This is a genomic window from Jatrophihabitans fulvus, assembly GCF_054781375.1.
On record NZ_BAAGUN010000003.1, the window covers coordinates 64,205 to 89,141 of the forward strand.

Consider the following 24,937-nt stretch of genomic DNA (forward strand, 5'->3'; position numbering starts at 1 on the left):
GTGCCGCCCGCTGACTACTACGACCATCAGCTGCTGATTCAGACGATCGGCGTGATCGTGTCGGCCGCAACCGGGATCGTCGCTGCGGCACTCGGCGTGCGCGCGATCGTGCAGGATCGGCGCACCCGCAACCGAGCGCAGCTCGAGCGGGCGCGGCAGGTCGTTGTCGAGTTCGTTCCCGTCGCGGACTCCATTCGAGCGGGCGCTGTCAGGGTGTTCGACGTACCCGGTTTTGAAGTCGCGAACGGGTCCGACCAGGCCATCACGAACGTGCAGCTCAACGTCGACTTCTACACGAGCACGGCGCATCCCGATCCGATGCGGTGGAGGTGGAAAGCTCCTGAGGACAACGGCTGGTACGGGTACGTGTTCGGTGGCAACGCGAAGACGCGCGTCGGTAACGCCAAGCTCGTCGGCGCAGGCACGACTGTCACGATCAGTCAGCTGCGAACGCAGGACATCAAGCTGATCTTGCGATGGCGGGATGGTGCCGGCACTGACTGGGTCCGCGTAGACAACGGCGACCCGCAGGGCGCTTCCGAGCGGAAGTAGTTCCGGGGTCACCGGCTGTCAGGTTCCCGATCGTCAGCCGCTTCGTGGTGGTCGTGTTGTCCTCGTTGCGGGTGTGAACGTCGACGAACCCCTCACTAGGGGCGATGACGACGGACTCGAGCCGGCCGCCGAGGTCGTTGAGGCCGAGCGCGGACAGCGCCTTCCCCAGCGCGGACTTCGTGAGCCGGTCCTTCTCGACGGGTCTGGCGTGCTCCGGCGGCGTTGCGATCGGTTCGCTCATCTTTTCCACCCTCCCTACCGTCGAGCGGCGGCGGTACGTTCCCCCGATGGGTGAGCCAGAAATGACGACATGCGAACAGTGCGGCGCTGCGTTGGTCGATCGCGCTTTGCACAACCGATGGCACGCAGACATCGAGGAGCGCATCAGGAACGTCGACGTCAACCTGACCGACGAGCTGCGAGCTCTCGGCCAGCGGACTGTCGCGAAGGCCGATTTCAACAAGCTGGACCGCAGCCACGAGGGCGTGTGGCCGGCGATCGACAAGATCCGCTCTGAGGCTGGCTTGCCCGAGCGGAACAGCACGCAGAGCTAGCCGCCGCCAACGAACTTCCCGCGCGGCGGCTTCCCGTCGGCGACCCGGTTGCGGTCGTCACCCGGCCAAGTAGCCCTTCACGTCCTGGAACCACTGCGCCGCCGTGCGCTTCGCCTTCTCGGGCGGCATGTGCTTCGCGAGGTGGTGGTATAGCTCGGTCCAGGTGTTCCACCGTCCGCGGCCCCTGCCGGTGGTCCAGTAGCGGTGGAACACGGCCCCTTCGGCGCGTGTCGGGTCGGCCACGATCCACCCCCCCGGGAACGACGAAACCCCGGGCCGATTCGCAGTCAGTGAGGGCTTCACCTTTGGGTTCCGGGCAGACGCCCGCCATGCCCATGAAAGTAGTTTCGTCGCGGCGCAAGTCACCGCCCGCGGTCGGGACCTACGACTGGGGCGCCTCGCCCTTGTTGTTGAGCAGCGGAACGGGTGGCACGCCAGCGTCCTCGATCAGCTTGAGCAGCTCCTGCACGGCCGGGTCGTCGCCCCCAATATTTTCTCGGTTCGAGATGCTGCGGATCAGTTCGCGAATGCGGTTGGCGAAGTCCGGGCGTCGGTCGATCGCGGCGCTGGCGCCCTGCATGAGGTGCTGGCCGGAGTAGCCGGGCTGGTCGTCGTTGGTCATGCGTGGACGCTACGCCGGGACGTCGCAGATGTTGCCCCACTGTCGGCCTCGGCGGTCCTGATGCGCTTGGTGCTTCCCGAGCCTGACGCAGTCCCCCATCCAGAAGCACCGCCTTCCGCACAGAATCGGCGTTATGCAGCGCAGGGAAGACCGCGCTGGCTTAGCAGGACTGCACTAGTCCCACGTCGAGGTCTACTTGGCGCGGGCCGGCGGCCACCTTCGCAAAAGCAGTCGGCCGACACCTTCGCGCTGCGCGTGAATGGTGCCGGCCGATCAGGACCTGGGTGCCCCCGGCAGGATTCGAACCTGCGCCACCGCCTCCGGAGGGCGGTGCTCTATCCCCTGAGCTACGGGGGCCAAACCTGAACGAGCCTAGCAGCGGCCCGTCCGGGGTCGACCGTCAGGCAGGCGGCGGCAGCGGAGTGCCGCCGAGCTGGCGCAGCAGCTGCTCCATGTAGACGATCTCGGACGACTGCGCGCTGATCATCGACTGCGCGAGATCACGCACGTACCGCTGCGAGGCGTGCTCCACCGCATACCGCGCCATGGGCAGCCCGCCCTGGTGGTGGTGGATCATCAGCTGCAGGAAGAGGATGTCCAGCGCCTTGCCCTTGAGCTTGACCAGCTTGTCCATCTGCGCGGCGGTCGCCATGCCGGGCATCAGACCGTCCGACCCCATGGACATGTGGTCGTGACCCATCCAGCCCATCTGGTTCTCGTTCGTGCGGCCCTTGCCCCAGTTCTGCAGCCAGCCGGCCATCTGGCCGACCTGGAACTGCTGCCCGGTCTCCATGTCGGTTGCGAGGATGCGCAGCGTGCTGTTGCTGGTGCCGTCGCGCTCGATGCCGGCCATGGTCACGGCCTGCACGTGGTGGGTCGTCATGTCCTGCGCGAACCCGACGTCGACGGCATTGGGGTCGGTCGACGACGACGAGTCGGTGCCGCGCAGCAGCCACCCGCCTCCGGCGGCGATGACCAGGGCCGCGACCGCGATGACGACGATCAGCACCCGGCGCAGGCCGTTCGGCGCGGACGCCGGCTGCCCGCCGTCCTCGGTGATCTCGCGGTCCTCGGTGAGCGTCACGGTCCGTCCTTCGGGTCTCCGAACGAGCTCGGCTTGTCCTTGAAAGTGGGTTGCGAGCAGGTGGCGCCGTACTCGGGCGTCGTCTTCTGGTTGTTGTCGAGCACCTTGATGAACTGCGCGATGCGCGGGTCGCTCGCGCTCGACACCTTCAGCTGGTAGCCCCACGCCTGCAGCGAGATCGGCGTCTTCAGGCCCGGGTACGGCGACATCGCCATGCGGTCCTTGCCCGCCACGTAGCTCTTCAGCTTCGCCAGCTGCGCGCCCTTGACCTGGTTCGCGTTGTAGGTGATCCAGATGGCGCCGTGCTCGAGCATGTGCACGGCGTTCTCGTTGGCGATCGCCTTGCCGTAGACGGTGCCGGCGCAGTCGGCCCAGTAGGCGTTGTGGTCACCACCGGTCGGGGGAGTGGTGTCGTACTTGATCGTCCCCTGCTCGTGGTTGTGGTTGCCCTGCACCCGGTAGGTCACGCCCTTGATGGCCGCGGCGGCCGCCAGCTCCGGCTGGCGGTACGGGTCGGACGTGTCCACCGGCTGGCCTCCGGCCGAGGTGCCGTCGAAGTCGTCCGACCCCGGGCGCGTCGCGATCACGACGACGACGACGGCCGCCGCGAACAGCACGACCGCGATGGTGGTGGCGATCAGGCCCCAGGGAGTCTGCTTCTGGTTGACGATCGACTTGGGCTTCTTGCGGTTCGGCGGACGGCCCCCGGCGGCGGCCGGCTTCGCCGCACTCTTGGCGGCGGGCTTCGAGCCGGAACCGGCCGGACGCTTCGAGGTGTCGACGCCGCGCGAGGAGCCGGGCTTGGACGGGCCGCTCTTGGCGCCGCCACCACCCTGCCGGGACCGGTTCGCGGGGCGGGTGCTGCCCCCGGACTTGCCCGACGGGCTGGACTTGCGCTCGGCCATGGTTCGCCTTCTGTACGGGGCTCTGGACGCCACCCGGGGGTGACCGGCCGCCTGCGTCGCCCGCGGCGCCTGAAAGGGGCTCGAGACGCACGAACGGTGCGGGGCCGACCTCCGAGTGTAGGTGCAGCCGGTATGAGGTGGCGCTGTGGCGAGCTGGGAGCCGCCGGTGCGCGGGCGGTCCGCCGATCACCCGCGGTGCGAAACGGCAGGCCCCTCGCCCCTACGATTACCCGGTGACCCCTGCCGATCTCGCCGCGGTCGTCCGCGCCTGCGTGGCCGCCGCGATCGACGCCGGCGACTTCGCGGGCACCGTCCCCGACGACGTCGTCGTCGAACGACCGAAGAACCCCGAGCACGGCGACTACGCCACCAACGTCGCCCTGCGCCTCGCCAAGCCCGCCGGCAAGCCGCCCCGCGAGGTCGCCGAGGCCCTCGCCGCCCGGCTGCGCGAGACGTCCGGCATCGAGAAGGTCGACGTCGCGGGTCCGGGCTTCCTGAACGTCACGCTCGCCACCGGCACCCTGGGCGCGCTCGCCCGCACGATCGTCGAGGCGGGGACGGCCTACGGCCGCACCACCTCGCTCGACGGCACCCGGGTCAACCTGGAGTTCGTGTCGGCGAACCCGACCGGTCCCGTCACCCTGGCCAGCGCCCGCTGGGCGGCGGTCGGCGACTCGATGGCCCGCCTCCTGCAGGCCGCGGGCGGGTCGGTGAGCCGCGAGTACTACTTCAACGACCACGGCAACCAGATCGACCGGTTCGCCCGGTCGCTGCTGGCCCGCGCCCACGGCGAGCCCACTCCCGAGGACGGCTACCCCGGCCAGTACGTCGACGAGGTCGCGTCCCAGGTCGTGGCGGCCAACCCCGGCGTGCTCGACAGCCCGCGCGACGAGGCCCAGGAGACGTTCCGCCGCGACGGCGTCGACATCATGTTCGGCGAGGTCAAGCGGTCGCTCGCCGCGTTCGGCGTCGAATTCGACACCTACTTCCTCGAGAGCTCGCTGCACGACTCCGGCGCCGTCGAGAAGGCGGTCGACATCCTCAAGGAGTCGGGCCGGCTCTACTTCGACGACAACGCCTGGTGGCTGCGCTCGACCGAGTTCGGCGACGACAAGGACCGCGTCGTCATCAAGAGCGACGGCAACCCCGCGTACGTCGCCGGCGACCTCGCCTATTTCCGCGACAAGCGCAGCCGCGGGTTCGACCTGCTCATCTACATCCTGGGCGCCGACCACCACGGCTACATCGCCCGGCTGAAGGCCGCCGCGGCCGCCTTCGGCGACGACCCCGCCGTCGTCGAGGTGATCATCGGCCAGATGGTGCGCCTGGTGAAGGACGGCGCCCCCGTCCGCATGGGCAAGCGAGCCGGCAACATCATCACGCTCGACGACCTCGTCGACGCGGTCGGCATCGACGCCGCCCGCTACTCGCTGGCCCGCTCGGCCATCGACAGCTCGCTCGACGTCGACCTCGACCTGCTGTCGAAGCGCTCGAACGAGAACCCCGTCTTCTACGTGCAGTACGCCCACGCGCGCACCTGCAACGTCACCCGCAACGCCGAGGCGCACGGCATCGCGCTCGACGAGTTCCAGCCCGACCTGCTCACCAACCCGGCGGACGCCGCGCTGCTCACCGCCCTCGGCGAGTACCCGCGGGTGCTCGAGGCGGCCGTCTCGCTGCGCGCTCCGCACCGGGTCGCGCACTACCTCGAGAGCCTCGCGGGCACGTTCCACCGCTGGTACGACACGGACGAGTGCCGGGTCACGCCGCGCGGCGACGATCCGGTGACGGCCGCCAACCGCACCCGTGCCTGGGTGAACGAGGCCACCAAGGTCGTGTTGTCCAACGGACTCGCGCTGCTGGGCGTCACCGCCCCGGACCGGATGTGATCGCGCGATGACCAGGGCCCATCCCGCCGGACCCCGCTACGGCGAGGTGCTGCCGCACGGCGCGCCGCACGAGCGCCCGTCCGACGTCAACGCGCTCGACCCGGCGATCTGGCCCGAGTCGGCCGCCCGTGTCGACGGTGAGCTGCAGCTCGGCGGCGTCGGCGCCACCGCGCTGGCGGCCGAGCACGGCACGCCCGCCCTCTTGCTCGACGAGGGCGACGTGCGCGCGCGGGCCCGCGCCTATTCGACTGCCTTCCCGGGCGTCGACGTCTACTACGCCGGGAAGGCCTTCCTCTGCACGACGGTCGCCCGCTGGATCGCCGACGAGGGGCTCGGCCTCGACGTCTGTTCCGGGGGCGAGCTGCGGGTCGCGCTCGCGGCCGGCTTGCCGGCCGAGCGCATCGAGATGCACGGAAACAACAAGTCGGCGGCCGAGCTCACCCGCGCCGTCGAGTCCGGCGTCGGGCTCGTCATCGTCGACTCCTTCGACGAGATCCACCGGCTCGCCGCCGTCGCCGAGACCGCGGGTGTCGTGCAGCGGGTTCTCGTCCGCCTCACCGTCGGCGTCGAGGCGCACACCCACGAGTTCATCGCCACCGCCCACGAGGACCAGAAGTTCGGGTTCTCGATCCGCGACGGCTCCGCCGCCCGCGCGGTCGCCGCGGTGCTCGCGTCCGGCTCGCTGAAGCTCGCCGGCCTGCACTCGCACATCGGCTCGCAGATCTTCGAGACGGCCGGGTTCGAGGTCGCCGCCCACCGCGTCGTCAGCTTCGCCGCCACGATCCGCGACGTGCACGGTGTCGTCGTCGAGGAGATCAACCTCGGCGGCGGCCTCGGCATCGCCTACGTCGCCGGCGACGACCCCGAGACGCCCAAGCAGATCCTCGAACGGCTCACCGGCATCGTCGAGGTCGAGTGCGCGTCCGTGGGGCTGAAGCCGCCGCGGCTGTCGGTCGAACCGGGCCGCGCGATCGTCGGGCCGGGCGGTGTCACCCTGTACGAGGTCGGCACCGTCAAGGACGTCACCCTCGACGGCGGCGCGCGCCGCCGCTACGTCTCGGTCGACGGTGGCATGAGCGACAACATCCGCACCGCGCTCTACGACGCGAGCTACACCTGCGTCGTCGCCAACCGCGCGTCCGTCACGCCGCCCGTGCTCACCCGCGTGGTCGGCAAGCACTGCGAGAGCGGCGACGTCGTCGTGCGCGACGTCTGGCTGCCGGGCGACCTGCGCCCCGGCGACCTGCTCGCCGTCGCCGCCACCGGCGCGTACTGCCACAGCATGGCCAGCAACTACAACCACGTGCCCCGTCCGCCGGTCGTCGCGGTCGGCGGCGGCACGTCACGGGTGATCGTCCGCCGCGAGACCGAGGACGATCTGCTGCGCCTCGACGCGGGGGTGTCCGGTGGCTGATCCGCTCAAGGTCGCCCTCCTCGGCTGCGGCGTCGTCGGCAGTGAGGTGGTACGGCTGCTCGAGGAGCAGGCGGACGACCTCGCCGCGCGCGTCGGCGCGAAGCTCGAGCTGGCCGGCATCGCCGTCCGCCGTCCGGCCCGCCACGCGGACGTCCCGCAGCACCTGCTCACCACCGACGCGGCCGCCCTCGTCGCCCGGGACGACATCGACGTCGTCGTCGAGGTGGTCGGTGGCATCGAACCCGTCCGCACCCTGCTGCTGAGCGCGCTCGACTCGGGCAAGGCCGTCGTCAGCGCGAACAAGGCACTGCTCGCCGACGAAGGGGCGACCCTGCACGACGCCGCCCGGCGCAGCGGTGTCGACCTCTACTACGAGGCCGCCGTCGCCGGCGCGATCCCGCTGCTGCGCCCGCTGCGCGAGTCGCTCGCCGGCGACCGCATCACCCGGGTCATGGGCATCGTCAACGGCACCACGAACTTCATCCTGTCGCGCATGGACGCCACCGGCGCCGGCTTCGACGAGGCCCTCGCCGAGGCCACCGACCTGGGCTACGCCGAGGCCGACCCCACTGCGGACGTCGACGGGTACGACGCCGCCGCCAAGGCCGCCATCCTCGCCGGGTTGGCTTTTCATACCCGCGTGACGATGAGCGACGTGCACCGCGAGGGCATCGGCGAGATCACCGCCGCCGACATCGCCAGCGCGAAGGCCATGGACTGCACCGTCAAGGCGCTCGCCATCTGCACCCGCACCACCGCCGACGACGGCACCGAGTCGGTGTCGGTGCGCACCCACCCGGCGATGATCCCGCGCAGCCACCCGCTCGCCGGGGTCAACGACGCCTTCAACGCTGTCTTCGTCGAGGCCGAGGCGGCCGGATCGCTCATGTTCTACGGACGTGGCGCGGGCGGCGCTCCGACCGCGTCCGCCGTGCTCGGCGACCTCGTCGCCGTCGCCCGCAACCGGGTCAGCGGCAGCCGCGGCGCGGGCGAGAGCGCCTACGCCGACCTGCCCGTGCAGCCGATGGGCGAGGCGGTCACGCGCTATCACGTGGCCCTCGACGTCGCCGACCAGCCCGGCGTGCTCGCCGGGGTCGCGAACGCCTTCGCCGAAGAAGGCGTGAGCATCCAGACCGTGCGCCAGGAGGGACGCGGCGACGCCGCCACCCTCGTGCTCGTCACGCACCCGGCGCGCGATGCCGCACTGGCGCGCACCGTCGAGAAGCTGGCCGGCATGTCGCTCGTGGGTCGCGCCGCGAGCGTCATGCGCGTCGAAGGCATGACGGGGGAGTGACCCGCGCAATGACGCGACCAGTGATCCAGCGGGGCACCACCCCGGGCTGGCCCGGCCTCATCGAGGCCTACCGAGACCGCTTGCCGGTCACCGACGCCACACCTGTCGTCACGCTGCACGAGGGCAACACGCCGCTGCTGCCCGCGCCGGTGCTGTCCGAGCGCACCGGCTGCGAGGTCTACCTCAAGGTCGAGGGCGCGAACCCCACCGGGTCGTTCAAGGACCGCGGCATGACGATGGCCATCTCGAAGGCTGCGGAGGAGGGCGCGCAGGCCGTCATCTGCGCCTCCACCGGCAACACGTCCGCCAGCGCCGCCGCCTACGCGGTGCGTGGCGGCATGACCTGCGCGGTGCTCGTGCCGCAGGGCAAGATCGCGCTCGGCAAGCTCGCCCAGGCGCTCGTGCACGGCGCGCAGCTGCTGCAGGTCGACGGCAACTTCGACGACTGCCTCGAGCTCGCGCAGAAGCTCGCCGTCGACTACCCGGTCTCGCTCGTCAACTCGGTGAACAAGTACCGCCTCGAGGGCCAGAAGACGGGCGCGTTCGAGGTGTGCGACGTGCTCGGCCGGGCCCCGGACGTGCACTGCATCCCGGTCGGCAACGCGGGCAACATCACCGCCTACTGGATGGGGTACCGCGAGTACGCCCGCGACGGCGTGGTGCCGTCCACCCCCCGCATGTTCGGCTTCCAGGCCGCGGGCGCCGCGCCCATCGTGATGGGCGCGCCCGTCACCCGTCCGACGACGATCGCGACCGCCATCCGCATCGGCAACCCGGCGTCGTGGTCGCTGGCCGAGCAGGCCCGCGACGAGTCCGAGGGCGTCATCGAGGCCGTCACCGACAAGCAGATCCTCGAGGCCTACCGCCTCATCGCCCGCAGCGAGGCGGTCTTCGTCGAGCCCGCCTCGGCCGCGAGCGTCGCCGGCCTGCTCATGACGGCCGCCGTGGGCAATATCGCGCCCGGTTCGACCGTCGTCTGCACCGTCACCGGCAACGGCCTCAAGGATCCCGACTGGGCGATCTCGGGAGCGCCGAAGCCGATCACGGTGCCGGTCGACGCCCACGCCGCCGCCGTCCGCCTCGGCCTCGCGTGACGTCCCGGTTCGTCGAGGGGACGGTCCGGGTCCGCGTTCCCGCGACGAGCGCCAACCTCGGGCCGGGTTTCGACGCGCTCGGACTGGCCCTGACACTGCACGACGACCTCGTCGCGCGGGTGACGGACGGCGGCCTGGCCGTCGACGTCCACGGCGAGGGCGCGGGGCAGGTCGCCCAGGACGAGTCGCACCTCGTCGTCCGCGCGATGTACGCCGCGTTCGACCTGCTGGGTGGCCCGCCGCCGGGATTTGCGCTGCACTGCGAGAACCGCATCCCGCACAGCCGGGGGCTGGGATCGTCCGCCGCCGCGATCGTCGGCGGCCTGCTGCTCGCCCGCGCGCTCGTCGTCGACGGTGACACCGCCCTCGACGACACCGCGGTGCTGCACCTCGCCGCCGCCCTCGAGGGGCACCCCGACAACGTGGCGCCGTGCCTGCTGGGCGGGCTCACCATCGCCTGGACCGCCACCGGCGGCGGCGCCCGTGCCGTGCGCCGCGAACCCGACCCCTCGATCGTGCCCGTGGTCATGGTGCCGCCGTTCGCCGCGTCGACCGCGCAGGCGCGCGGCCTGCTGCCCGCCCAGGTGCCGCACACCGACGCCGCCTTCAACGCCGCCCGCTCGGCGCTGCTCGTCGCCGCGCTCACCGGCACCCCGCAGGCCCTCGTCGACGCCACCGAGGAGCGGCTGCACCAGCAGTACCGCGTGCCCGCGATGCCCGAGTCGGCTGCGCTCGTCGCGTCGCTGCGGGCGGACGGCCTGGCGGCCGTGGTCTCCGGCGCCGGACCCACCGTGCTCGTGCTCGCCCGGGGCGAGGTCGAGGCCGAGCGCGCCCGCCGCGCCGCGCCGCCGGGGTGGGTCGTGCCGCCGGTCGCCGTCGACCTGCTCGGAGCGCACGCCGCGACTGCCGGGAACACGCCGGACGGCCCTGGTGTTGCTGCCTCCAGAACGAGCGTCTAGGCTCGTCCTCGTCAGGCGTCGAGCCGAGATCATCCGGCTCACAGTCCCACCCTCGCGGTTTCCCGGACTCTCGCCCCTGCGCAAACACCTGCAGCGCTAGCTCCGGACCCCATCGTCGGTGTGCCTGACAGATCATGACCGGCCGTGCAGCACCGCAGGCGTGCGCCGGCCCCCTCGGAAGGATCCGATTCATTTGACCGACACCGAGCAGCAGACCCTGCCCACCCCGGACGCGGAATCCCCGTCCGACGGCAGCGCTGCCGGCCGTGGAGCCGCCCGTACCGGCCGGCCCGCCGCCAAGCGAGGCTCCCTCTCCTCGAAGCTGCTGCCCGAGCTGCAGCAGATCGCGGGCGGCCTCGGCATCGACATCAGCAAGAAGAAGAAGAGCGACCTCGTCGCCGCGATCCAGGCCGCGCAGGGCGGCGGCCAGTCCGCCCCGTCCGCCCCGTCCGGCCCGTCCGGTGACGGCGGCGGACGCTCCCGCGCCCCCAAGGCCGCCGCCGAGACGGCCGCGCAGGCGCCGACCCAGGCCCAGCCGCCGGCGTCGTCCGCCCCGGCCCGGACCACCCAGGCTCCCCAGGCGTCCGCCCCCGCGATCGAGGCGTCCGCCCCGCCCGCCCAGGACACCGAGCAGGGCGGCCGCCGCCGCGAGCGCAACCGCCAGCAGGAGACCGCCGGCGACCAGAACGCCAACGGCCACAACGCGAACGGCCAGAGCAACGGCCAGAACAACGGCCAGAACAACGCCCAGAACAACGGCGGTCAGCAGAGCAACCGGCAGAACGACCGCGGCAACGACAACCGTGGTGACCGCCAGAACGACGGCAACCAGAACCGCCAGAACGACAACCGTGGTGACCGCCAGAACGACGGCAACCAGAATCGCCAGAACGACGGCGGCAACCAGAACCGCCAGAACGACGGCGGCAACCAGAACCGCCAGAACAACCAGAACAACCAGCAGAACAACCAGAACAACAACCGCCAGAACGACAACCGCAACGACGACGACGACGACGGCAACGGCCGTCGGCGTGGCCGCCGGTACCGCGACCGCCGCGGCCGCACCCGCGATCGCCAGGGCGGCGGCCAGGGTGGCGGCGGCAACGATGCCGAGCCCACCGTCAACGAGGACGACGTGCTCGTCCCGATCGCCGGCATCGTCGACTGCATCGAGGACAAGAACACCTGGTTCGTGCGCGTGGGCGGCTACTTCGCCACCCCCGACGACGTGTTCATCTCGACCGCGCTGGTGCGCAAGCACGGCCTGCGCCGCGGTGACGCGATCACCGGCGCCGTCCGCCAGCCCCGCGAGGGCGAGCGCAAGGAGAAGTACAACCCGCTCGTCCGCGTCGACACGCTGAACGGCGGCGACGCCGACGGCCGCGCCCGCAAGGAGTTCACCCGCCTGACTCCGCTGTACCCGCAGGAGCGGCTGCGCCTCGAGACCGAGCCGCACCTGCTCACCACCCGCGTGATCGACCTCGTCATGCCGATCGGCAAGGGCCAGCGCGCGCTCATCGTGTCGCCGCCCAAGGCCGGCAAGACGATGATCATGCAGGCGATCGCGAACGCGATCAGCACGAACAACCCCGAGTGCCACCTGATGGTCGTGCTCGTCGACGAGCGGCCCGAAGAGGTCACCGACATGCAGCGGTCGGTCAAGGGCGAGGTCATCGCCTCGACCTTCGACCGCCGTCCGCACGACCACACGATGGTCGCCGAACTGTCGATCGAGCGGGCCAAGCGGCTCGTCGAGATGGGCCACGACGTGGTCGTGCTGCTCGACTCGATCACCCGTCTCGGCCGCGCCTACAACCTCGCGGCCCCGGCCAGCGGACGCATCCTGTCCGGTGGTGTCGACTCGACGGCGCTGTACCAGCCGAAGCGGTTCCTCGGCGCGGCGCGCAACATCGAGAACGGCGGCTCGCTGACGATCATCGCCAGCGCGCTCGTCGAGACCGGTTCGGCCGGCGACACGGTGTTCTTCGAGGAGTACAAGGGCACCGGTAACGCCGAGCTCAAGCTCGACCGCAAGATCGCCGACAAGCGCGTGTTCCCGGCCGTCGACGTCGACCAGTCGTCGACGCGCAAGGAGGAGATCCTCCTGTCGCCGGACGAGCTCGCGGTCACGATCAAGCTGCGTCGCGTGCTGCACGCGCTCGACTCGCAGCAGGCGATCGAGCTGCTGCTCGACCGGCTGCGCAAGTCGCGGACGAACTTCGAGTTCCTCATGAACATCGCGAAGACGACCCCGGGGCAGGACGACCGGTAGCGTCTCGCCGGTGCGCAGCTTCCCGCCCGGCTTCCGTTGGGGTTCGGCCACCGCGTCGTACCAGATCGAGGGCGCTGCCCAGGAGGACGGCCGTGGGCCGTCCATCTGGGACGCGTTCAGCCACACGCCCGGGCGGGTGACCAACGGCGACACCGGCGACGTCGCGTGCGACCACTACCACCGGGTCGCCGAGGACGTCGCGCTCATGGCCGAGCTCGGCCTGCCCGCGTACCGGTTCTCGGTCGCGTGGCCGCGCATCGTGCCGACGGGCGCGGGGGCGGTCAACCAGGCCGGGCTCGACTTCTACTCGCGTCTCGTCGACGAGCTGCTCGCCCAGGGCGTCGCGCCGCTCGTGACGCTGTACCACTGGGACCTGCCTCTGGCGCTCCACGAGCAGGGCGGTTGGACGAATCGCGACACCTCCCAGCGCTTCGCCGAGTACGCCGGGATCGTCGGACGGGCCCTGGGCGACCGCGTCGGCCAGTTCACGACCCTGAACGAGCCGTGGTGCTCGGCGTACCTGGGGTACTCCGCCGGGGTGCACGCGCCCGGCCACACCGACCACGCCGAGTCGCTCACGGCGGTGCACCACCTGAACCTCGCGCACGGCCTCGGCGCCACCGCCCTGCGTTCGGTGCTGCCGGCCTCGGGCGAGGTGTCGGTGACGCTGAACCTCGCACAGGTCGAGCCGTACGGGGAGGGCGACGACGACGCCGTCCGCCACGTGGACGGCCTGTCCAACCGGGTCTTCCTCGACCCGATGCTGCGGGGCGAGTACCCGCAGGACGTGCTCGACGACGTCCGCCACATCACCGACTTCGGCTTCGTGCGTGACGGCGACCTCGCCGCGATCAACGTGCCGATCGACTTCCTGGGCGTGAACTACTACACGCCCACCGTCGTCACCGCGAACGCAGGCCCGGCGGCGCAGGCCGTTCGTCCGGCTGCCGACCCGGGCGCGGGCGACGCGCCGTCGCCGTACCCGGGCAGCGACCTCGCCCTGGCCATGCCGCAGCCCGGCCCGCACACCGCGATGCACTGGCGCATCGAGCCGGCCGCCTTCACCCGCCTGCTGCTGCGGGTGGCGCGTGACCACCCCGAGGTGCCGATCGTGGTCACCGAGAACGGCGCCGCGTTCGACGACGTGGTCGAGGCCGACGGCTCCGTCCACGACGCCGACCGGGTCGACTACCTGCGTGGTCACCTCGGCGCCGTGCTCGACGCCCTCGACGGCGGTGCCGACGTCCGCGGTTACTTCGCGTGGTCGCTGATGGACAACTTCGAGTGGGCGCACGGGTACGGCAAGCGCTTCGGCCTCGTGCGGGTCGAGCGGCCCGGCGGGTCGGACGAGGCCGATCAGCGGCGGACGGTCAAGGATTCCGGCCGCTTCTACGCGGCCGTGGCGTCGGCGAACGCCCTCGACTGAGTGCGTCCGCTCGAAAGCGTTTTCGGTCCGACAACAGGGCCGAAGGACCCGAGGTGGCGGGGCCGGACAACGTGGACCTGACGACGAACGCACCGAAGAAACAACATCTTTGTAACGTCCCCGAACCAAAAGGTTGTGGCAGCCCTGAGAGATGTGTCAGTGTGCCGCGGACCACACGACTCTGCGTGACGGATCCTCCGTCGCCCAGCAGACCCGCGGGAGACACATCGATGAAGATCACGAGGCCGGTCACGGCCTTCGTCGCGGCCGTCCTGGCCGCCGGCGCGCTGGCGGCGTGCGGTAGCGACAGCGGCGGCGACGGCGGCGGCGGAAGCAAGGCGCCGAGCGACGGCGGCACCGGAAGCAGCAGTGGCGGCATCAACCTGGCCGACCAGCCGAAGAGCACCATCAAGGCCGTCACGATGAGCGGCGACTGCGCCGACTACGGCCAGTACGGCAAGTACTCCGGCAAGAAGGTGACGATCTACACCTCGATCACCGCGCCGGAGATCGACTACCACATCGACGCGATCAAGCAGTTCGAGAAGTGCACCGGCATCGACGTGCAGTACCAGCCGAGCAAGGAGTTCGAGGCCGCGCTGACCACCAAGGTCAACGGCGGCAACGCTCCCGACATCGCGCTGTTCCCGCAGCCGGGCCTGCTGCAGAGCTTCGCGACCAACGGCAAGCTCAAGCCGGCCACCCAGGAGCTCACCAAGCTCGCCCAGAAGAACTGGGTGTCGTCGTGGCTCTCCTACGGCACCGTCGACGGTCTCTACTTCGGCGCCCCGCTCGGCGCCAACCTGAAGTCCCTCGTCTGGTACTCGCCGAAGTACTTCAAGAAGTGGGGCTACAGCGTCCCGACGACCTTCGACGAGCTCGAGAAGATGTCGGACAAGGCCGCCGCCGACGGCAACAAGCCGTGGTGCCTCGGCATCGAGTCCGGTGACGCGACCGGCTGGGTCCTCACCGACTGGATGGAGGAGCTCATGTTGCGCATGTACGGCGCCGACGTCTACGACCAGTGGACGCAGCACAAGATCCCCTTCAACGACCCGAAGGTGCTCGCGGTCCTGAAGAAGGTCGGCTCGATCGTCAAGAACCCGAAGTACGTCAACGCCGGCATCGGTGACGTGAAGTCGATCGCCACCACGCCGTTCCAGAAGGGCGGCCTGCCGGTCGCCACCGGCAAGTGCGTCTTCCACGCACAGGCCAACTTCTACGCCGCGAACTGGAACAAGGGCACCAAGGTGGCCGAGGACGGCGACGTCTTCGCCTTCTACGAGCCCACCATCAGCGACAAGTTCGGCAAGGTGACCGAGGTCGGCGGCGAGTTCGTCGGCGCCTTCGCGAACCGTCCCGAGGTCCAGGCCGTGCAGCTCTACCTCGCCAGCGGCGAGTGGGCGACCACGAAGGCCAAGCTGAACGCGGCTGCCAACACCTCCGGCTGGGCGACGTCCAACCGTGCGGTCGACAAGTCGGTGTTCAAGGACCCGATCGACAAGCTGTCGGTCGACATCCTCACCGACCCCAGCTCGACGGCCCGCTTCGACGCCTCCGACCTGATGCCGGCGGCGGTCGGGACGAGCTCCTTCTTCAAGCAGATGACCCAGTGGATCCTCGGCAACGTCAGCGACCAGCAGGCGCTCGACAACATCGAGAAGACCTGGCCGAAGTAATCGTCCGGTTCCACCTCCGGATCCGCTGATCCGGACCCTGCTCCACCCGGACGGTCGGGCAGCTCCCCACGGAGCTGCCCGGCCGTCCGACCCTGTGTCGGCGCCCCGGCGCCCCGGCGCACCACCTCATCCTTCTGACGCGCATCCCTGGAACAACGGGAAAGGGACCCACGTGGACTGGTTGTACGACCTCGCCCACTCGACCTCGACGTTCGGCAAGATCTCGTTCGCGGTGCTGGTGGTGGCGCTGTTCTTCGCCGTCCTGGGCATCCTGTTGCTGATCGTCGATCGCGCGCCGCGGCGCGGACGCGAGCCCATCCAGGCCTTCGTGTTCCTGCTGCCGGCGCTGGTGCTGCTCGGCATCGGGCTCGTCGGGCCGATCTTCCGTACGGCGGTCTCGTCGCTGACGTCGGCGTCGCGCAACCGCCCCGACTGCGTGCCGCGCCCCAGCGACCCCGGCCGCTGCGTGCTCGACAGCGGCGGCAATTTCACGTTCGAGCACTTCAAGTGGGCCTTCACCGACGACGGCGCCCTCGAGGCGCTGCGCAACACCCTCCTGTGGACGATCATCACGCCGATCGTCGCCACCCTCATCGGCCTCGGCTACGCCTACGCGATCGACAAGATCCGCGGCGAGGCGTTCGCCAAGGCCCTCGTGTTCCTCCCCACCGCGATCTCGTTCGTCGGCGCGGCGTTCATCTGGGGCCTGATGTACCAGCAGCCGACCGAAAACGGCGCGTCCGGTCTGGTCAACGAGGTGCTGAACTGGTTCGGCCTCGGTCCATTGGGATTCCCGACCGACGGCGGCTTCAAGCTCACGATGCTGATGATCATCGTGATGATCTGGATCCAGGCCGGGTTCGCCACCGTCGTCCTGTCGGCCGCGATCAAGGCCGTGCCGGCCGAGCTCGCCGAAGCCGCCAAGATCGACGGCTGCACCAACGGCCAGGCGTTCCGCCGGGTCGTCATCCCGAACATCAAGCCGACCCTGATCGTCGTGCTGGTGACCATCTCCGTCGCCACGCTGAAGGTCTTCGACCTGATCCGCACGTTCGGTGCCGACAAGTACGACGGCGACACGCTCGCCAACCTGATGTACACGACACTGCTGATCGGCGGCGTCGACGAGAACAGCATCAGCGTGCACAGGTCGTCCGCGCTGGCAATGGTGATCCTGATCCTGGTCATCCCGTTCGTGGCCTACCAGGTGCGGCAGATGGTGAAGGCGAGGGCCCGGTGAGCCGGCCGATCACGTCCCGCCCGCAGCCGCACCCGTCCGAAGGAGTCGCACGATGACCACGGTGATCGATCCGACCGGCAACGCGCCGACCCCTCCGGAGGGTCTGGGCCCCCAGGAGCCGACCACGAAGGTCGGCAAGACCGCGGCGGCGCTCAACAACCCCGTGGCCTCGATCATCGCGCTCGTCATCGGCATCCTCTGGACGATCCCGACGATCGGCCTGCTGGTGCAGTCGTTCCGCGACAAGGAGGCCCAGGACACCAAGGGCTGGTGGACCTTCAGCGGCCTGACCCTGGACAACTACGAGACGGTCACGAGCGGCGCGAAGAACATCCTGCCCAACGTCGTGAACTCGATCGTCATCGTCATCCCGGCGGCGCTGATCCCGATCGCGGTGGCGGCGATGGCGTCCTACGCGCTGGTGTGGATCGACTTCAAGGGCCGCGACTGGGTCTACGTGGCCATCTTCGCGCTGCAGATCGTGCCGCTGCAGGTGGCCATCGTGCCGTTGCTGCGCTTCGTGGTGAACGGCGTGCACCTCGGCGGCGTCACGATCTTCCCGGCCACCGGCCTGGCCGGCACGGTCGGCGCGGTGTGGCTCGCGCACGCCTGTTTCGCGCTGCCGCTGGCCATCTTCCTCATGCACAACTTCATGTCCGAGATCCCGAAGGACCTGCTCGAGGCGGCGCGCATCGACGGCGCCAGCCACGGCCAGATCTTCCGCACGATCATGCTGCCGCTGCTTCGCCCCGCTCTCGCGGCGTTCGGCATCTTCCAGTTCCTCTGGGTGTGGAACGACCTGTTCGTCGGTCTGGTGATGTCCGGCGGCGACCCCGGCATCTCGCCGATCACCGTCGCGATCAGCGGCCTGCAGAACAACACGTCCGGCGCCGGCGGCGAGTCCGTGCCCGCGGCCGCGTTCCTGTCGATCATCATCCCGCTGGCCGTGTTCATCGCCCTGCAGCGCTACTTCGTGCGCGGCCTGCTGTCGGGCAGCGTCAAGGGGTAGGGCACACAGCCGAGCATCCCGGCATTCCGACCATCCCGGTCGTCGCACCCGAATCGTGACGGCCGGGATGCTTGCTGCCGTGGGGCTGCCCGGTTACGTTGCGATTGAGGGCATGTGAACCACGGCATAACGGGGGGAACAACCCCTTGCGTCGATGCCGGTCGGCGACCCGATCGCAGAAGAGGGGCACAGTTTCCATGAAGCGCAACTCCCGCACGACCTTGAGGGCGGGGGTGGTCGCGATCATGGCTGCGTCGGTGCTCAGTGCCTGCGGTGGCTCCGACGGTCCACCCACGATCACCTGGTTCATCAATCCCGACAGCGGCGGCCAGGCCCAGCTGGCCAAGGAGTGCACGACCGCGGCCAAGGGCAAGTACCAGATCACCACGCAGACCCTGCCGACCGACGCGAGCGCGCAGCGCCAGCAGCTGGTCACACGGCTCGCGGCCAAGGACTCGTCCATCTCGCTCATGAGTCTCGACCCGGTCTTCGTGAGCGAGTTCGCCGAAGCCGGCTTCCTGGCGGACGTGCCCTCGCAGTACAAGTCGGAATTCACGCAGAACATCGTCAAACCCGCCGTCGACGCCTCGACGTGGAAGGGCAAGTTGGTGGCCGCGCCGTTCTGGGCGAACACGCAGCTGCTCTGGTACCGCAAGTCGCTGGCCAAGAAGGCCGGGCTCGACATGTCGAAGCCCGTCACCTGGGACCAGATCATCGACGCGGCCAAGAAGGAGGGCAAGACGGTCGGCGTGCAGGCCAAGCTGTACGAGGGATACGCCGTCTGGATCAACGCCCTGATCGAGGGTGCCGGCGGCAAGATCATCGAAAGCCCCAACGGCACCGTGGCCAAGAACCTCAAGCTCGGCCTGGACACCGCCGCCGGCAAGAAGGCCGCCGCCGTCATCCAGCGACTGGCGTCCGACAAGGTCGGCGGCCCGGCGCTCTCCTCGACCGACGAGGCCGCCGCGCTGGGCCTGTTCGAGCGGCCGGCCACCAGCATGTTCATGGCCATCTGGCCCTACGTGTGGGGCGCCATGAAGGCCGACAAGGTGAAGTTCCGTGACTCCGACGTCGGCTGGACCTACTACCCGGAGACGGTTCAGGGCAAGCAGTCCCGCCCGCCGTTCGGTGGCATCGAGCTCGGCGTCAGCGCCTTCGCCGACAACCAGAAGTTCGCCTGGGACGCGATCAAGTGCATCCGCACCGCCGACCACCAGGCGGAGTACTTCCTCGGCTCCAGCAACCCGCCCGCGAACACGAAGTCCTTCGACGACCCGAAGGTGCGCAAGGCCTATCCGATGGCCGATCTCATCAAGCAGTCGTTGCAGCGTGCCGCCCCGCGCCCGCAGACCCAGTACTACGGAGACCTGTCGTCCGCGCTGCAGCAGTCGTTCAGCCCGCCGCAGTCGGTGACGTCCTCGACGCCCAAGGACGCGCAGACGTTCATCCTGCAGGTGCTCAAGGGGGAGAAGCTGCTGTGACGACCACACTCGAGAAGCCGTCGTCGTCCCGCCCGGCCGACGAGCCGAAGAAGAAGTCGAAGCTCTCCGACCGCGCGCGGCAGGAACGCAACCTCGGCTGGAAGCTCGCCGCGCCGGCGTTCGTCGCGATGATGCTCGTGGTCGGCTACCCGATCCTCAACGCGCTGTACCTGTCGTTCTTCAACTACCGGCTCACCGACCCCAACGGGCGGGCGTTCCTGTGGTTCAAGAACTACGCGGTGATCCTGGCCGACTCGAAGTGGTGGGACGCCGTCCTGGTCAGCACGCTGATCATGGTCATCACCGTCGCCATCGAGTTCGTCCTCGGCATGGCGCTGGCCATGGTGATGAACAAGATCGTGATCCCCAGGCGGACGCTGCGCACGATCGTGCTCATCCCGTACTCGATCATCACCGTGGTGTCGGCGTACGGGTTCCTGTACGCGTTCGACCCGAACACCGGCTTCATCAGCAAGTGGCTGCACTGGATCACGTTCGGCGGGTTCGACGCCAACTACGACTGGTACGGCGGGCACTGGTCGTCGCTGATCGCGATCATGGTGTCGGAGATCTGGAAGACGACGCCGTTCATGTCGCTGCTGCTGCTCGCAGGGCTGGCCCAGGTGCCGGGCGAGCTGCAGGAGGCGGCCGAGGTCGACGGCGCGACGTTCTGGGAGCGCTTGTTCCGGGTCACGCTGCCGTCGATGAAGGCGGCGATCATGGTGGCACTGCTGTTCCGCGCCCTCGACGCGTTCCGCATCTTCGACAACATCTTCATCATGACCGGCGGCTCGCAGGACACCACCTCGGTCGGTGTGCTCGCCTACAGCCAGACCATCACGCGCAGCCAGATCGGCCTGGGCTCGGCGATCTCGATCCTGCTGTTCATCTGCGTGATCATCATCAGCACGGTCTTCATCAAGTTCTTCAAGACCGACCTCGCACGCGTGAGCGGAGACTGACATGGCCGCCGACATCTCACCCAAGGCGAAGGCGTGGCTGGCCGTCGCGGCCGTGCCGATCATCCTCTACACGCTGGTGCCGATCGGCTGGCTCGTCTCGCTGTCGCTCAAGCCGAGTTCCGAGATCACCGACCGCCGGTACATCCCCAGCACGTTCAGCTGGGAGAACTACAAGTACATCTTCACCGGCGGCGGCAGCGACATCTTCGTCCCGGCGCTGATCAACTCGATCGGCATCTGCCTCATCGCGACCCTCATCGCGGTCATCCTGTCGGCGTTCTGCGCCTACGGCATCGCCCGGCTCGACTTCCCCGGCAAGCGACTGGTGCTGAACGCGGCCCTGCTGACGGCGTTCTTCCCGGTGATCAGCGTCGTCACCCCGCTGTTCAACCTCTGGCGGGAGATCGGGCTGTACAACACCTGGCCCGGCCTCATCATCCCGTACCTGTCGCTGACGCTGCCGCTGTCGATCTGGACGCTGACCGCGTTCTTCCGGCAGATCCCCTGGGAGATGGAGCAGGCCGCTCAGGTCGACGGCGCCACGAGCTGGCAGGCGTTCCGCAAGGTGGTGCTGCCGCTGGCGGCACCGGGCGTCTTCACGACCGCGATCATCGCGTTCTTCACCGCGTGGAACGACTTCGTCTACTCGACGTCGCTGTCGTCGACCACGGGTGAGGCCGGCAAGTTCAACGGCTCTCAGACCGTGCCTGCCGCGCTGAGCCAGTTCAGCGGCCCGTCCCAGTTCATCCCGCCGACGGGGTACGTCGCCGCGGCCTCCATGGTCGTGACGGTCCCCGTCGTCATCCTCGTTCTCGTCTTCCAGAAACGCATCGTCGCGGGCCTCACCGCCGGTGCCGTGAAGGGTTAGGTGCAACCGTGTCCACGATCGAGATGAAGCACATCACCAAGATCTACGGCGACGGGTTCAAGGCCGTCACCGACGTCAACATCGACGTCGCCGACGGCGAGTTCCTGATCCTCGTCGGCCCGTCCGGCTCGGGGAAGTCGACGCTGCTGCGCATGATCGTCGGCCTGGAGGACATCTCCGGCGGCGACATGATGATCGACGGCAAGCGCGTCAACGACCGCGCGCCGCGCGACCGCAACCTGTCGATGGTGTTCCAGAACTACGCGCTCTACCCGCACCTGACCGTCTTCGAGAACATCGCGTTCCCGCTGCGGCTGTCGAAGAACAAGATGGACGAGTCGAAGATCAAGCAGATGGTCGACGACATCGCCGACGTCCTCGAGCTGCGCGAGCACCTCGAGCGCAAACCGGCGAACCTGTCCGGTGGCCAGCGGCAGCGTGTCGCGATGGGCCGGGCGATCATCCGCAAGGCCGACGCGTTCCTGTTCGACGAGCCGCTGTCGAACCTCGACGCCAAGCTGCGCGGCCAGATGCGCACCGAGATCGCGCGCCTGCAGCGGCGCCTCGGCGTCACCACCGTCTACGTCACCCACGACCAGACCGAGGCCATGACGCTCGGCGACCGCGTGGCGCTGCTGCGCCGCGGCGTGCTGCAGCAGGTCGCCAGCCCGCGCGAGCTCTACGAGCAGCCGGTGAACCTGTTCGTGGCCGGCTTCATCGGCTCGCCGCCGATGAACTTCCTGCCCGCCACCGTCGGCGACGGCGTGCTCGAGATGCCGTTCACGAACATCCCGATCCCGAACAAGGTCGCGACCCGCAAGAAGAAGGGTGACTTCGTCGTCGTCGGCGTGCGTCCCGAGGCGTTCGAGGACGCGAACCTCGTCGAGGATGCGCAGCGTGGCAAGGGCATCGAGTTCAGCGCCGGCGTCGACGTCACCGAATGGCTGGGCAACGAGAAGTACGCCTACCTGCCCTTCGAGCCGAACTCCGACGTCCAGGCCGCCCTGGACGAGCTCGACCGCGAGCTCGACGGCGAGGCGATGCGCACGCAGCTCGTCGTCAGCCTCGACGGCGCCAGCAAGGTCAAGCAGGGCGACGAGGCGCGGCTGTGGTTCGACCCGGCGTCCGTGCACGTCTTCGACCCCGAGACCGAGGAGAATCTGACCCGGGACGAGGAGAAGGCGCAGCAGATCGCGAAGGAGTCCGAGGAGGACCGCCGCCGCGAGCTCGAGCGCGCGCAGCAGCGGCAGGAGCCCGCGAACGCCTAACGGTCGAGCACCAGCCACATCGCCTGGTAGGGCCCGAGCCGCACGTCGCCGTCGACGTCCGGCTCGGGCACCCGTCCGGTCATCCGGTCGAGCGCGCCGCCCAGGCCCGCTTCGGCGATGCGGTGGAACGGCCACGTGCGCGGCGACTCGCTGACGTTGAACAGCAGCAGCATCAGTTGCTCGGGGTGGTCACGACGCACGGTGAGTACGGCGGGGTCGCTCGGCTCCAGCACCTCGCTCGCCGTCGCCGCGTGCAGTCCCGGCAGTGACGCCCGCAGCCGCACCAACCGCTGCAGCCCGGCGAACACCCGTCCGGCCGGGGTGGTGAGGTCGCTTCGGCGTTCCTGCGCGACGCCATCGAGCACCGGACGGTGTGCCCAGCGGTTGTCGGCGGCATGGTCGGGCTCGTCGGCCCAGTGATCGTCGTTCGGCTGCGCGAGCTCGTCGCCCATCCACAGCACCGGCACGCCGCCCCAGCCGAGGACGATCGCGTAGGCGAGCAGCACGCGCGCGACGGCGACGTCGACGCCGTCGGCATCGCCGTCCGACAATGCCTTCTCGAGGCCCGCGAGCGACGCCGTCATGCCGCTGACCCGCCGGTCTCCGGTGGCGGGGTTGGCCTGGAACACCAGCCCGCGCGCGAAGGACGGCTGGTAGGCGCCGGTGTAGAAGTCCGAGAGGAACGAGCGGTGTGCGAAGCCGTTCAGTCCCACGGCGGCGGCGTCGGCGTCGCCGATGGCCCAGCCGATGTCGTCGTGGCAGCGCAGGTAGCAGATCCATGCCGTCGTGCTCGGCGCCGGCGGGAGCGAGCGCAGGGTGTGGGTGGTCAGCCGCACGTCGCGGGTGGCCAGCATCGACCAGATCTGCACCATGAGCACGTTGTGGTACGCCAGGTCGCTGACCTTGCCGTGATGGCGTCCGGTGCCGAGGTAGTGCACGAGGTCGTCGGGCGCGACGATCGCCTCGGCCTTGAGCAGCACGCTCGGGCACGCGATGCGCAGGACGGCCTTCAGGGCCTGCGTGATCGCGTGCACCTCGGGCTGGTTCTGGCAGTTCGTGCCGAGCCGCTTCCAGAGGAACGCGATCGCGTCGAGGCGCAGCACGTCGACGCCGAGGTTGGCGAAGAACAGCACGAGGTCGACGAACTCCTCGAACACCGCGGCGTTGGCCCAGTTCAGGTCCCACTGGAAGGCGTTGAACGTCGTCCACACCCACGCGGCGAGCTCGTCGTCCCACGTGAAGTTGCCGGGCGCGAAGTCGGGGAACACCTCGGGCAGCGTCCGCTCGTAGGCGTCCGGCCCGGTGCGGTCGGCGAAGACGTGGAAGTAGTCGCGGTAGCGCTGCTCACCGGCACGGGCGCGGCGCACCCACTCGTGGTCGTCCGCCACGTGGTTCAGCACGAGGTCGAGCACCAGGCTGACGCCGTGGTCGTGCAGGTCGCCGGCCAGCGCGGCCAGGTCGTCGACGGTGCCGAGGTCCGGACGCACGGTGCGGTAGTCGCTCACGGCGTAGCCGCCGTCGCTGTCGCCGTGCGGGTGGTCGTGCGGCAGCAGCAGCGGCATCAGGTGCAGGTAGGTGACGCCGAGCTCGGACAGGTACGGGATCTGTGCCCGCACCCCCGCGAGGTCCCCGCCGAAGCGGTCGGCGTAGGCGGCGTACCCCAGCATGTCCGGGCGCTGGAACCAGTCGGGACGCAACGTCCGCTCCTGGTCGCGACGGTGCAGCGCGGGGGAGCGGTCGGCGTAGGCGCGCGCGGCCGCCGCCAGCACGCGGTCCTCGAGCCCGGCGTCGTGCGGGTAGACGGCGTGCAGGGCGGCGCGCAGGTCGGGCGACCAGCGTTCGGTGCGCACGCCGAACAGTTCGCGCCGGTCGGCGGACGTTTCCTGCAGCGCGCCGTCGACGTCCGGGTGCATCCGACGATCCTTCCATCCGCCCCGGGACGATCGGGAATGCCCGGGGCCGGGAGTCGGTTAGACTGCACGATCGGCGCGCGTGCGCCGACATCACCACCCGGCGCCGGTTCACCGCCTCGCGATCCCGCAGTGCGGACCCGGAGCCTCACGACGAGGGAACCAGAGACATGCGCGAAGGCATCCACCCCGACTACGTCGTCACCCAGGTGACCTGCTCCTGCGGCACGACGTTCACCACCCGCAGCACCGCCAAGAACGGCGTCCTGAACGCCGACGTGTGCTCGGCCTGCCACCCGTTCTACACGGGCAAGCAGAAGATCATGGACGTCGGCGGCCGCGTCGACAAGTTCGAGCGCCGCTACGGCAAGCGCGAGCGCACCACCAAGTAGCTTCACCGCAGGCGCCCGTCCCCGCTGGGGGCGGGCGCCTGTGTCATGTCGAGCGAAGGG

At 69.7% G+C, this 24,937-nt stretch carries 22 protein-coding genes and 1 tRNA gene; 17 read left to right on the plus strand and 6 right to left on the minus strand.

What is annotated here, in order from left to right; all coding sequences use genetic code 11:
* Both ACYVP9_RS12215 and ACYVP9_RS12220 read left to right on the plus strand, forming a co-directional pair.
* A complete protein-coding gene (locus ACYVP9_RS12215; RefSeq protein ID WP_460605142.1) occupies nucleotides 1–552 on the plus strand; it encodes a hypothetical protein in 552 nt (183 codons plus the stop codon).
* A gap of 287 nt (nucleotides 553–839) precedes the next feature.
* Nucleotides 840–1,106, plus strand: coding sequence for a hypothetical protein (locus tag ACYVP9_RS12220; protein ID WP_460605144.1), 267 nt, complete (start codon nucleotides 840–842; stop codon nucleotides 1,104–1,106).
* A gap of 57 nt (nucleotides 1,107–1,163) precedes the next feature.
* On the opposite strand, the gene ACYVP9_RS12225 is transcribed toward ACYVP9_RS12220, so the two are convergent.
* From ACYVP9_RS12225 to ACYVP9_RS12245, 5 genes are all read right to left on the minus strand, one after another.
* Entirely contained in the window at nucleotides 1,164–1,349 is a 186-nt protein-coding gene (locus ACYVP9_RS12225) for a hypothetical protein (RefSeq protein ID WP_460605145.1), read from the minus strand.
* A 139-nt stretch (nucleotides 1,350–1,488) separates the two neighbouring features.
* Nucleotides 1,489–1,728, minus strand: coding sequence for a hypothetical protein (locus ACYVP9_RS12230; RefSeq protein WP_460605146.1), 240 nt, complete (start codon nucleotides 1,726–1,728; stop codon nucleotides 1,489–1,491).
* Between the two features lie 285 nt (nucleotides 1,729–2,013).
* Nucleotides 2,014–2,085: transfer RNA gene (locus ACYVP9_RS12235), tRNA-Arg, on the minus strand.
* A 43-nt stretch (nucleotides 2,086–2,128) separates the two neighbouring features.
* Entirely contained in the window at nucleotides 2,129–2,812 is a 684-nt protein-coding gene (locus ACYVP9_RS12240; protein WP_460605147.1) for a DUF305 domain-containing protein, read from the minus strand.
* A complete protein-coding gene (locus ACYVP9_RS12245; RefSeq protein ID WP_460605148.1) occupies nucleotides 2,809–3,717 on the minus strand; it encodes a DUF3105 domain-containing protein in 909 nt (302 codons plus the stop codon). The genes ACYVP9_RS12240 and ACYVP9_RS12245 overlap by 4 nt, the downstream gene beginning before the upstream one ends.
* A gap of 233 nt (nucleotides 3,718–3,950) precedes the next feature.
* Between ACYVP9_RS12245 and argS the strand changes: the two genes are divergently transcribed.
* The 14 genes from argS (at nucleotide 3,951) to ACYVP9_RS12315 (ending at nucleotide 22,575) form a co-directional block, all read left to right on the plus strand.
* Nucleotides 3,951–5,606, plus strand: coding sequence for an arginine--tRNA ligase (argS, locus tag ACYVP9_RS12250; RefSeq protein WP_460605149.1), 1,656 nt, complete (start codon nucleotides 3,951–3,953; stop codon nucleotides 5,604–5,606).
* Nucleotides 5,607–5,613: 7 nt separating this feature from the next.
* Nucleotides 5,614–7,020 (plus strand): diaminopimelate decarboxylase family protein, encoded by a 1,407-nt coding sequence (gene lysA / locus ACYVP9_RS12255; RefSeq protein ID WP_460605150.1) that lies wholly within the window; start codon nucleotides 5,614–5,616, stop codon nucleotides 7,018–7,020.
* Nucleotides 7,013–8,314 (plus strand): homoserine dehydrogenase, encoded by a 1,302-nt coding sequence (locus ACYVP9_RS12260; RefSeq protein ID WP_460605151.1) that lies wholly within the window; start codon nucleotides 7,013–7,015, stop codon nucleotides 8,312–8,314. The genes lysA and ACYVP9_RS12260 overlap by 8 nt, the downstream gene beginning before the upstream one ends.
* A gap of 8 nt (nucleotides 8,315–8,322) precedes the next feature.
* The gene (thrC, locus tag ACYVP9_RS12265; protein ID WP_460605152.1) at nucleotides 8,323–9,408 is read left to right on the plus strand and encodes a threonine synthase; all 1,086 of its coding nucleotides are present in this window, start codon (nucleotides 8,323–8,325) and stop codon (nucleotides 9,406–9,408) included.
* The gene (gene thrB, locus ACYVP9_RS12270; RefSeq protein ID WP_460605153.1) at nucleotides 9,405–10,367 is read left to right on the plus strand and encodes a homoserine kinase; all 963 of its coding nucleotides are present in this window, start codon (nucleotides 9,405–9,407) and stop codon (nucleotides 10,365–10,367) included. Before thrC ends, thrB begins: the two co-directional genes overlap by 4 nt.
* A gap of 193 nt (nucleotides 10,368–10,560) precedes the next feature.
* Nucleotides 10,561–12,642 carry a transcription termination factor Rho gene (gene rho / locus ACYVP9_RS12275; protein ID WP_460605154.1) on the plus strand — a complete coding sequence of 694 codons (2,082 nt, stop codon included), beginning with the start codon at nucleotides 10,561–10,563 and terminating at the stop codon, nucleotides 12,640–12,642.
* Nucleotides 12,643–12,652: 10 nt separating this feature from the next.
* Nucleotides 12,653–14,068: a glycoside hydrolase family 1 protein gene (locus ACYVP9_RS12280; protein WP_460605155.1), complete on the plus strand. Its 1,416-nt coding sequence runs from the start codon at nucleotides 12,653–12,655 to the stop codon at nucleotides 14,066–14,068.
* A 230-nt stretch (nucleotides 14,069–14,298) separates the two neighbouring features.
* A complete protein-coding gene (locus tag ACYVP9_RS12285) occupies nucleotides 14,299–15,747 on the plus strand; it encodes an ABC transporter substrate-binding protein (RefSeq protein ID WP_460605156.1) in 1,449 nt (482 codons plus the stop codon).
* Between the two features lie 172 nt (nucleotides 15,748–15,919).
* Nucleotides 15,920–16,987, plus strand: coding sequence for a carbohydrate ABC transporter permease (locus tag ACYVP9_RS12290; protein ID WP_460605157.1), 1,068 nt, complete (start codon nucleotides 15,920–15,922; stop codon nucleotides 16,985–16,987).
* Nucleotides 16,988–17,039: 52 nt separating this feature from the next.
* Entirely contained in the window at nucleotides 17,040–17,996 is a 957-nt protein-coding gene (locus ACYVP9_RS12295; protein ID WP_460605158.1) for a carbohydrate ABC transporter permease, read from the plus strand.
* 197 nt (nucleotides 17,997–18,193) lie between these two features.
* Complete coding sequence (locus ACYVP9_RS12300) at nucleotides 18,194–19,477, plus strand: extracellular solute-binding protein (RefSeq protein WP_460605159.1); 1,284 nt, start codon at nucleotides 18,194–18,196, stop codon at nucleotides 19,475–19,477.
* Nucleotides 19,474–20,439, plus strand: a complete 966-nt coding sequence (locus tag ACYVP9_RS12305; protein ID WP_460605160.1) for a carbohydrate ABC transporter permease — start codon at nucleotides 19,474–19,476, stop codon at nucleotides 20,437–20,439. The genes ACYVP9_RS12300 and ACYVP9_RS12305 overlap by 4 nt, the downstream gene beginning before the upstream one ends.
* A gap of 1 nt (nucleotide 20,440) precedes the next feature.
* A complete protein-coding gene (locus ACYVP9_RS12310; RefSeq protein WP_460605161.1) occupies nucleotides 20,441–21,307 on the plus strand; it encodes a carbohydrate ABC transporter permease in 867 nt (288 codons plus the stop codon).
* An 8-nt stretch (nucleotides 21,308–21,315) separates the two neighbouring features.
* Nucleotides 21,316–22,575, plus strand: coding sequence for an ABC transporter ATP-binding protein (locus ACYVP9_RS12315; protein ID WP_460605162.1), 1,260 nt, complete (start codon nucleotides 21,316–21,318; stop codon nucleotides 22,573–22,575).
* On the opposite strand, the gene ACYVP9_RS12320 is transcribed toward ACYVP9_RS12315, so the two are convergent.
* Entirely contained in the window at nucleotides 22,572–24,488 is a 1,917-nt protein-coding gene (locus ACYVP9_RS12320; protein ID WP_460605163.1) for an alpha-amylase family protein, read from the minus strand. The two genes, ACYVP9_RS12315 and ACYVP9_RS12320, sit on opposite strands and share 4 nt — an antisense overlap.
* Nucleotides 24,489–24,655: 167 nt before the next feature.
* Between ACYVP9_RS12320 and rpmE the strand changes: the two genes are divergently transcribed.
* Complete coding sequence (gene rpmE / locus ACYVP9_RS12325) at nucleotides 24,656–24,877, plus strand: 50S ribosomal protein L31 (RefSeq protein ID WP_460605164.1); 222 nt, start codon at nucleotides 24,656–24,658, stop codon at nucleotides 24,875–24,877.
* The last annotated feature ends 60 nt before the right edge of the window (nucleotides 24,878–24,937 follow it).

What these genes read in the sequence shown, in the direction of transcription:
- ACYVP9_RS12220 (WP_460605144.1), top strand. Translation starts at nt 840, where the DNA reads ATGGGTGAGCCAGAAATGACGACATGCGAACAGTGCGGCGCTGCGTTG.
- ACYVP9_RS12230 (WP_460605146.1), bottom strand. Translation starts at nt 1,728, where the DNA reads ATGACCAACGACGACCAGCCCGGCTACTCCGGCCAGCACCTCATGCAG.
- ACYVP9_RS12245 (WP_460605148.1), bottom strand. Translation starts at nt 3,717, where the DNA reads ATGGCCGAGCGCAAGTCCAGCCCGTCGGGCAAGTCCGGGGGCAGCACC.
- lysA (WP_460605150.1), top strand. Translation starts at nt 5,614, where the DNA reads ATGACCAGGGCCCATCCCGCCGGACCCCGCTACGGCGAGGTGCTGCCG.
- thrC (WP_460605152.1), top strand. Translation starts at nt 8,323, where the DNA reads ATGACGCGACCAGTGATCCAGCGGGGCACCACCCCGGGCTGGCCCGGC.
- ACYVP9_RS12285 (WP_460605156.1), top strand. Translation starts at nt 14,299, where the DNA reads ATGAAGATCACGAGGCCGGTCACGGCCTTCGTCGCGGCCGTCCTGGCC.
- ACYVP9_RS12295 (WP_460605158.1), top strand. Translation starts at nt 17,040, where the DNA reads ATGACCACGGTGATCGATCCGACCGGCAACGCGCCGACCCCTCCGGAG.
- ACYVP9_RS12300 (WP_460605159.1), top strand. Translation starts at nt 18,194, where the DNA reads ATGAAGCGCAACTCCCGCACGACCTTGAGGGCGGGGGTGGTCGCGATC.
- ACYVP9_RS12310 (WP_460605161.1), top strand. Translation starts at nt 20,441, where the DNA reads ATGGCCGCCGACATCTCACCCAAGGCGAAGGCGTGGCTGGCCGTCGCG.
- ACYVP9_RS12320 (WP_460605163.1), bottom strand. Translation starts at nt 24,488, where the DNA reads ATGCACCCGGACGTCGACGGCGCGCTGCAGGAAACGTCCGCCGACCGG.
- rpmE (WP_460605164.1), top strand. Translation starts at nt 24,656, where the DNA reads ATGCGCGAAGGCATCCACCCCGACTACGTCGTCACCCAGGTGACCTGC.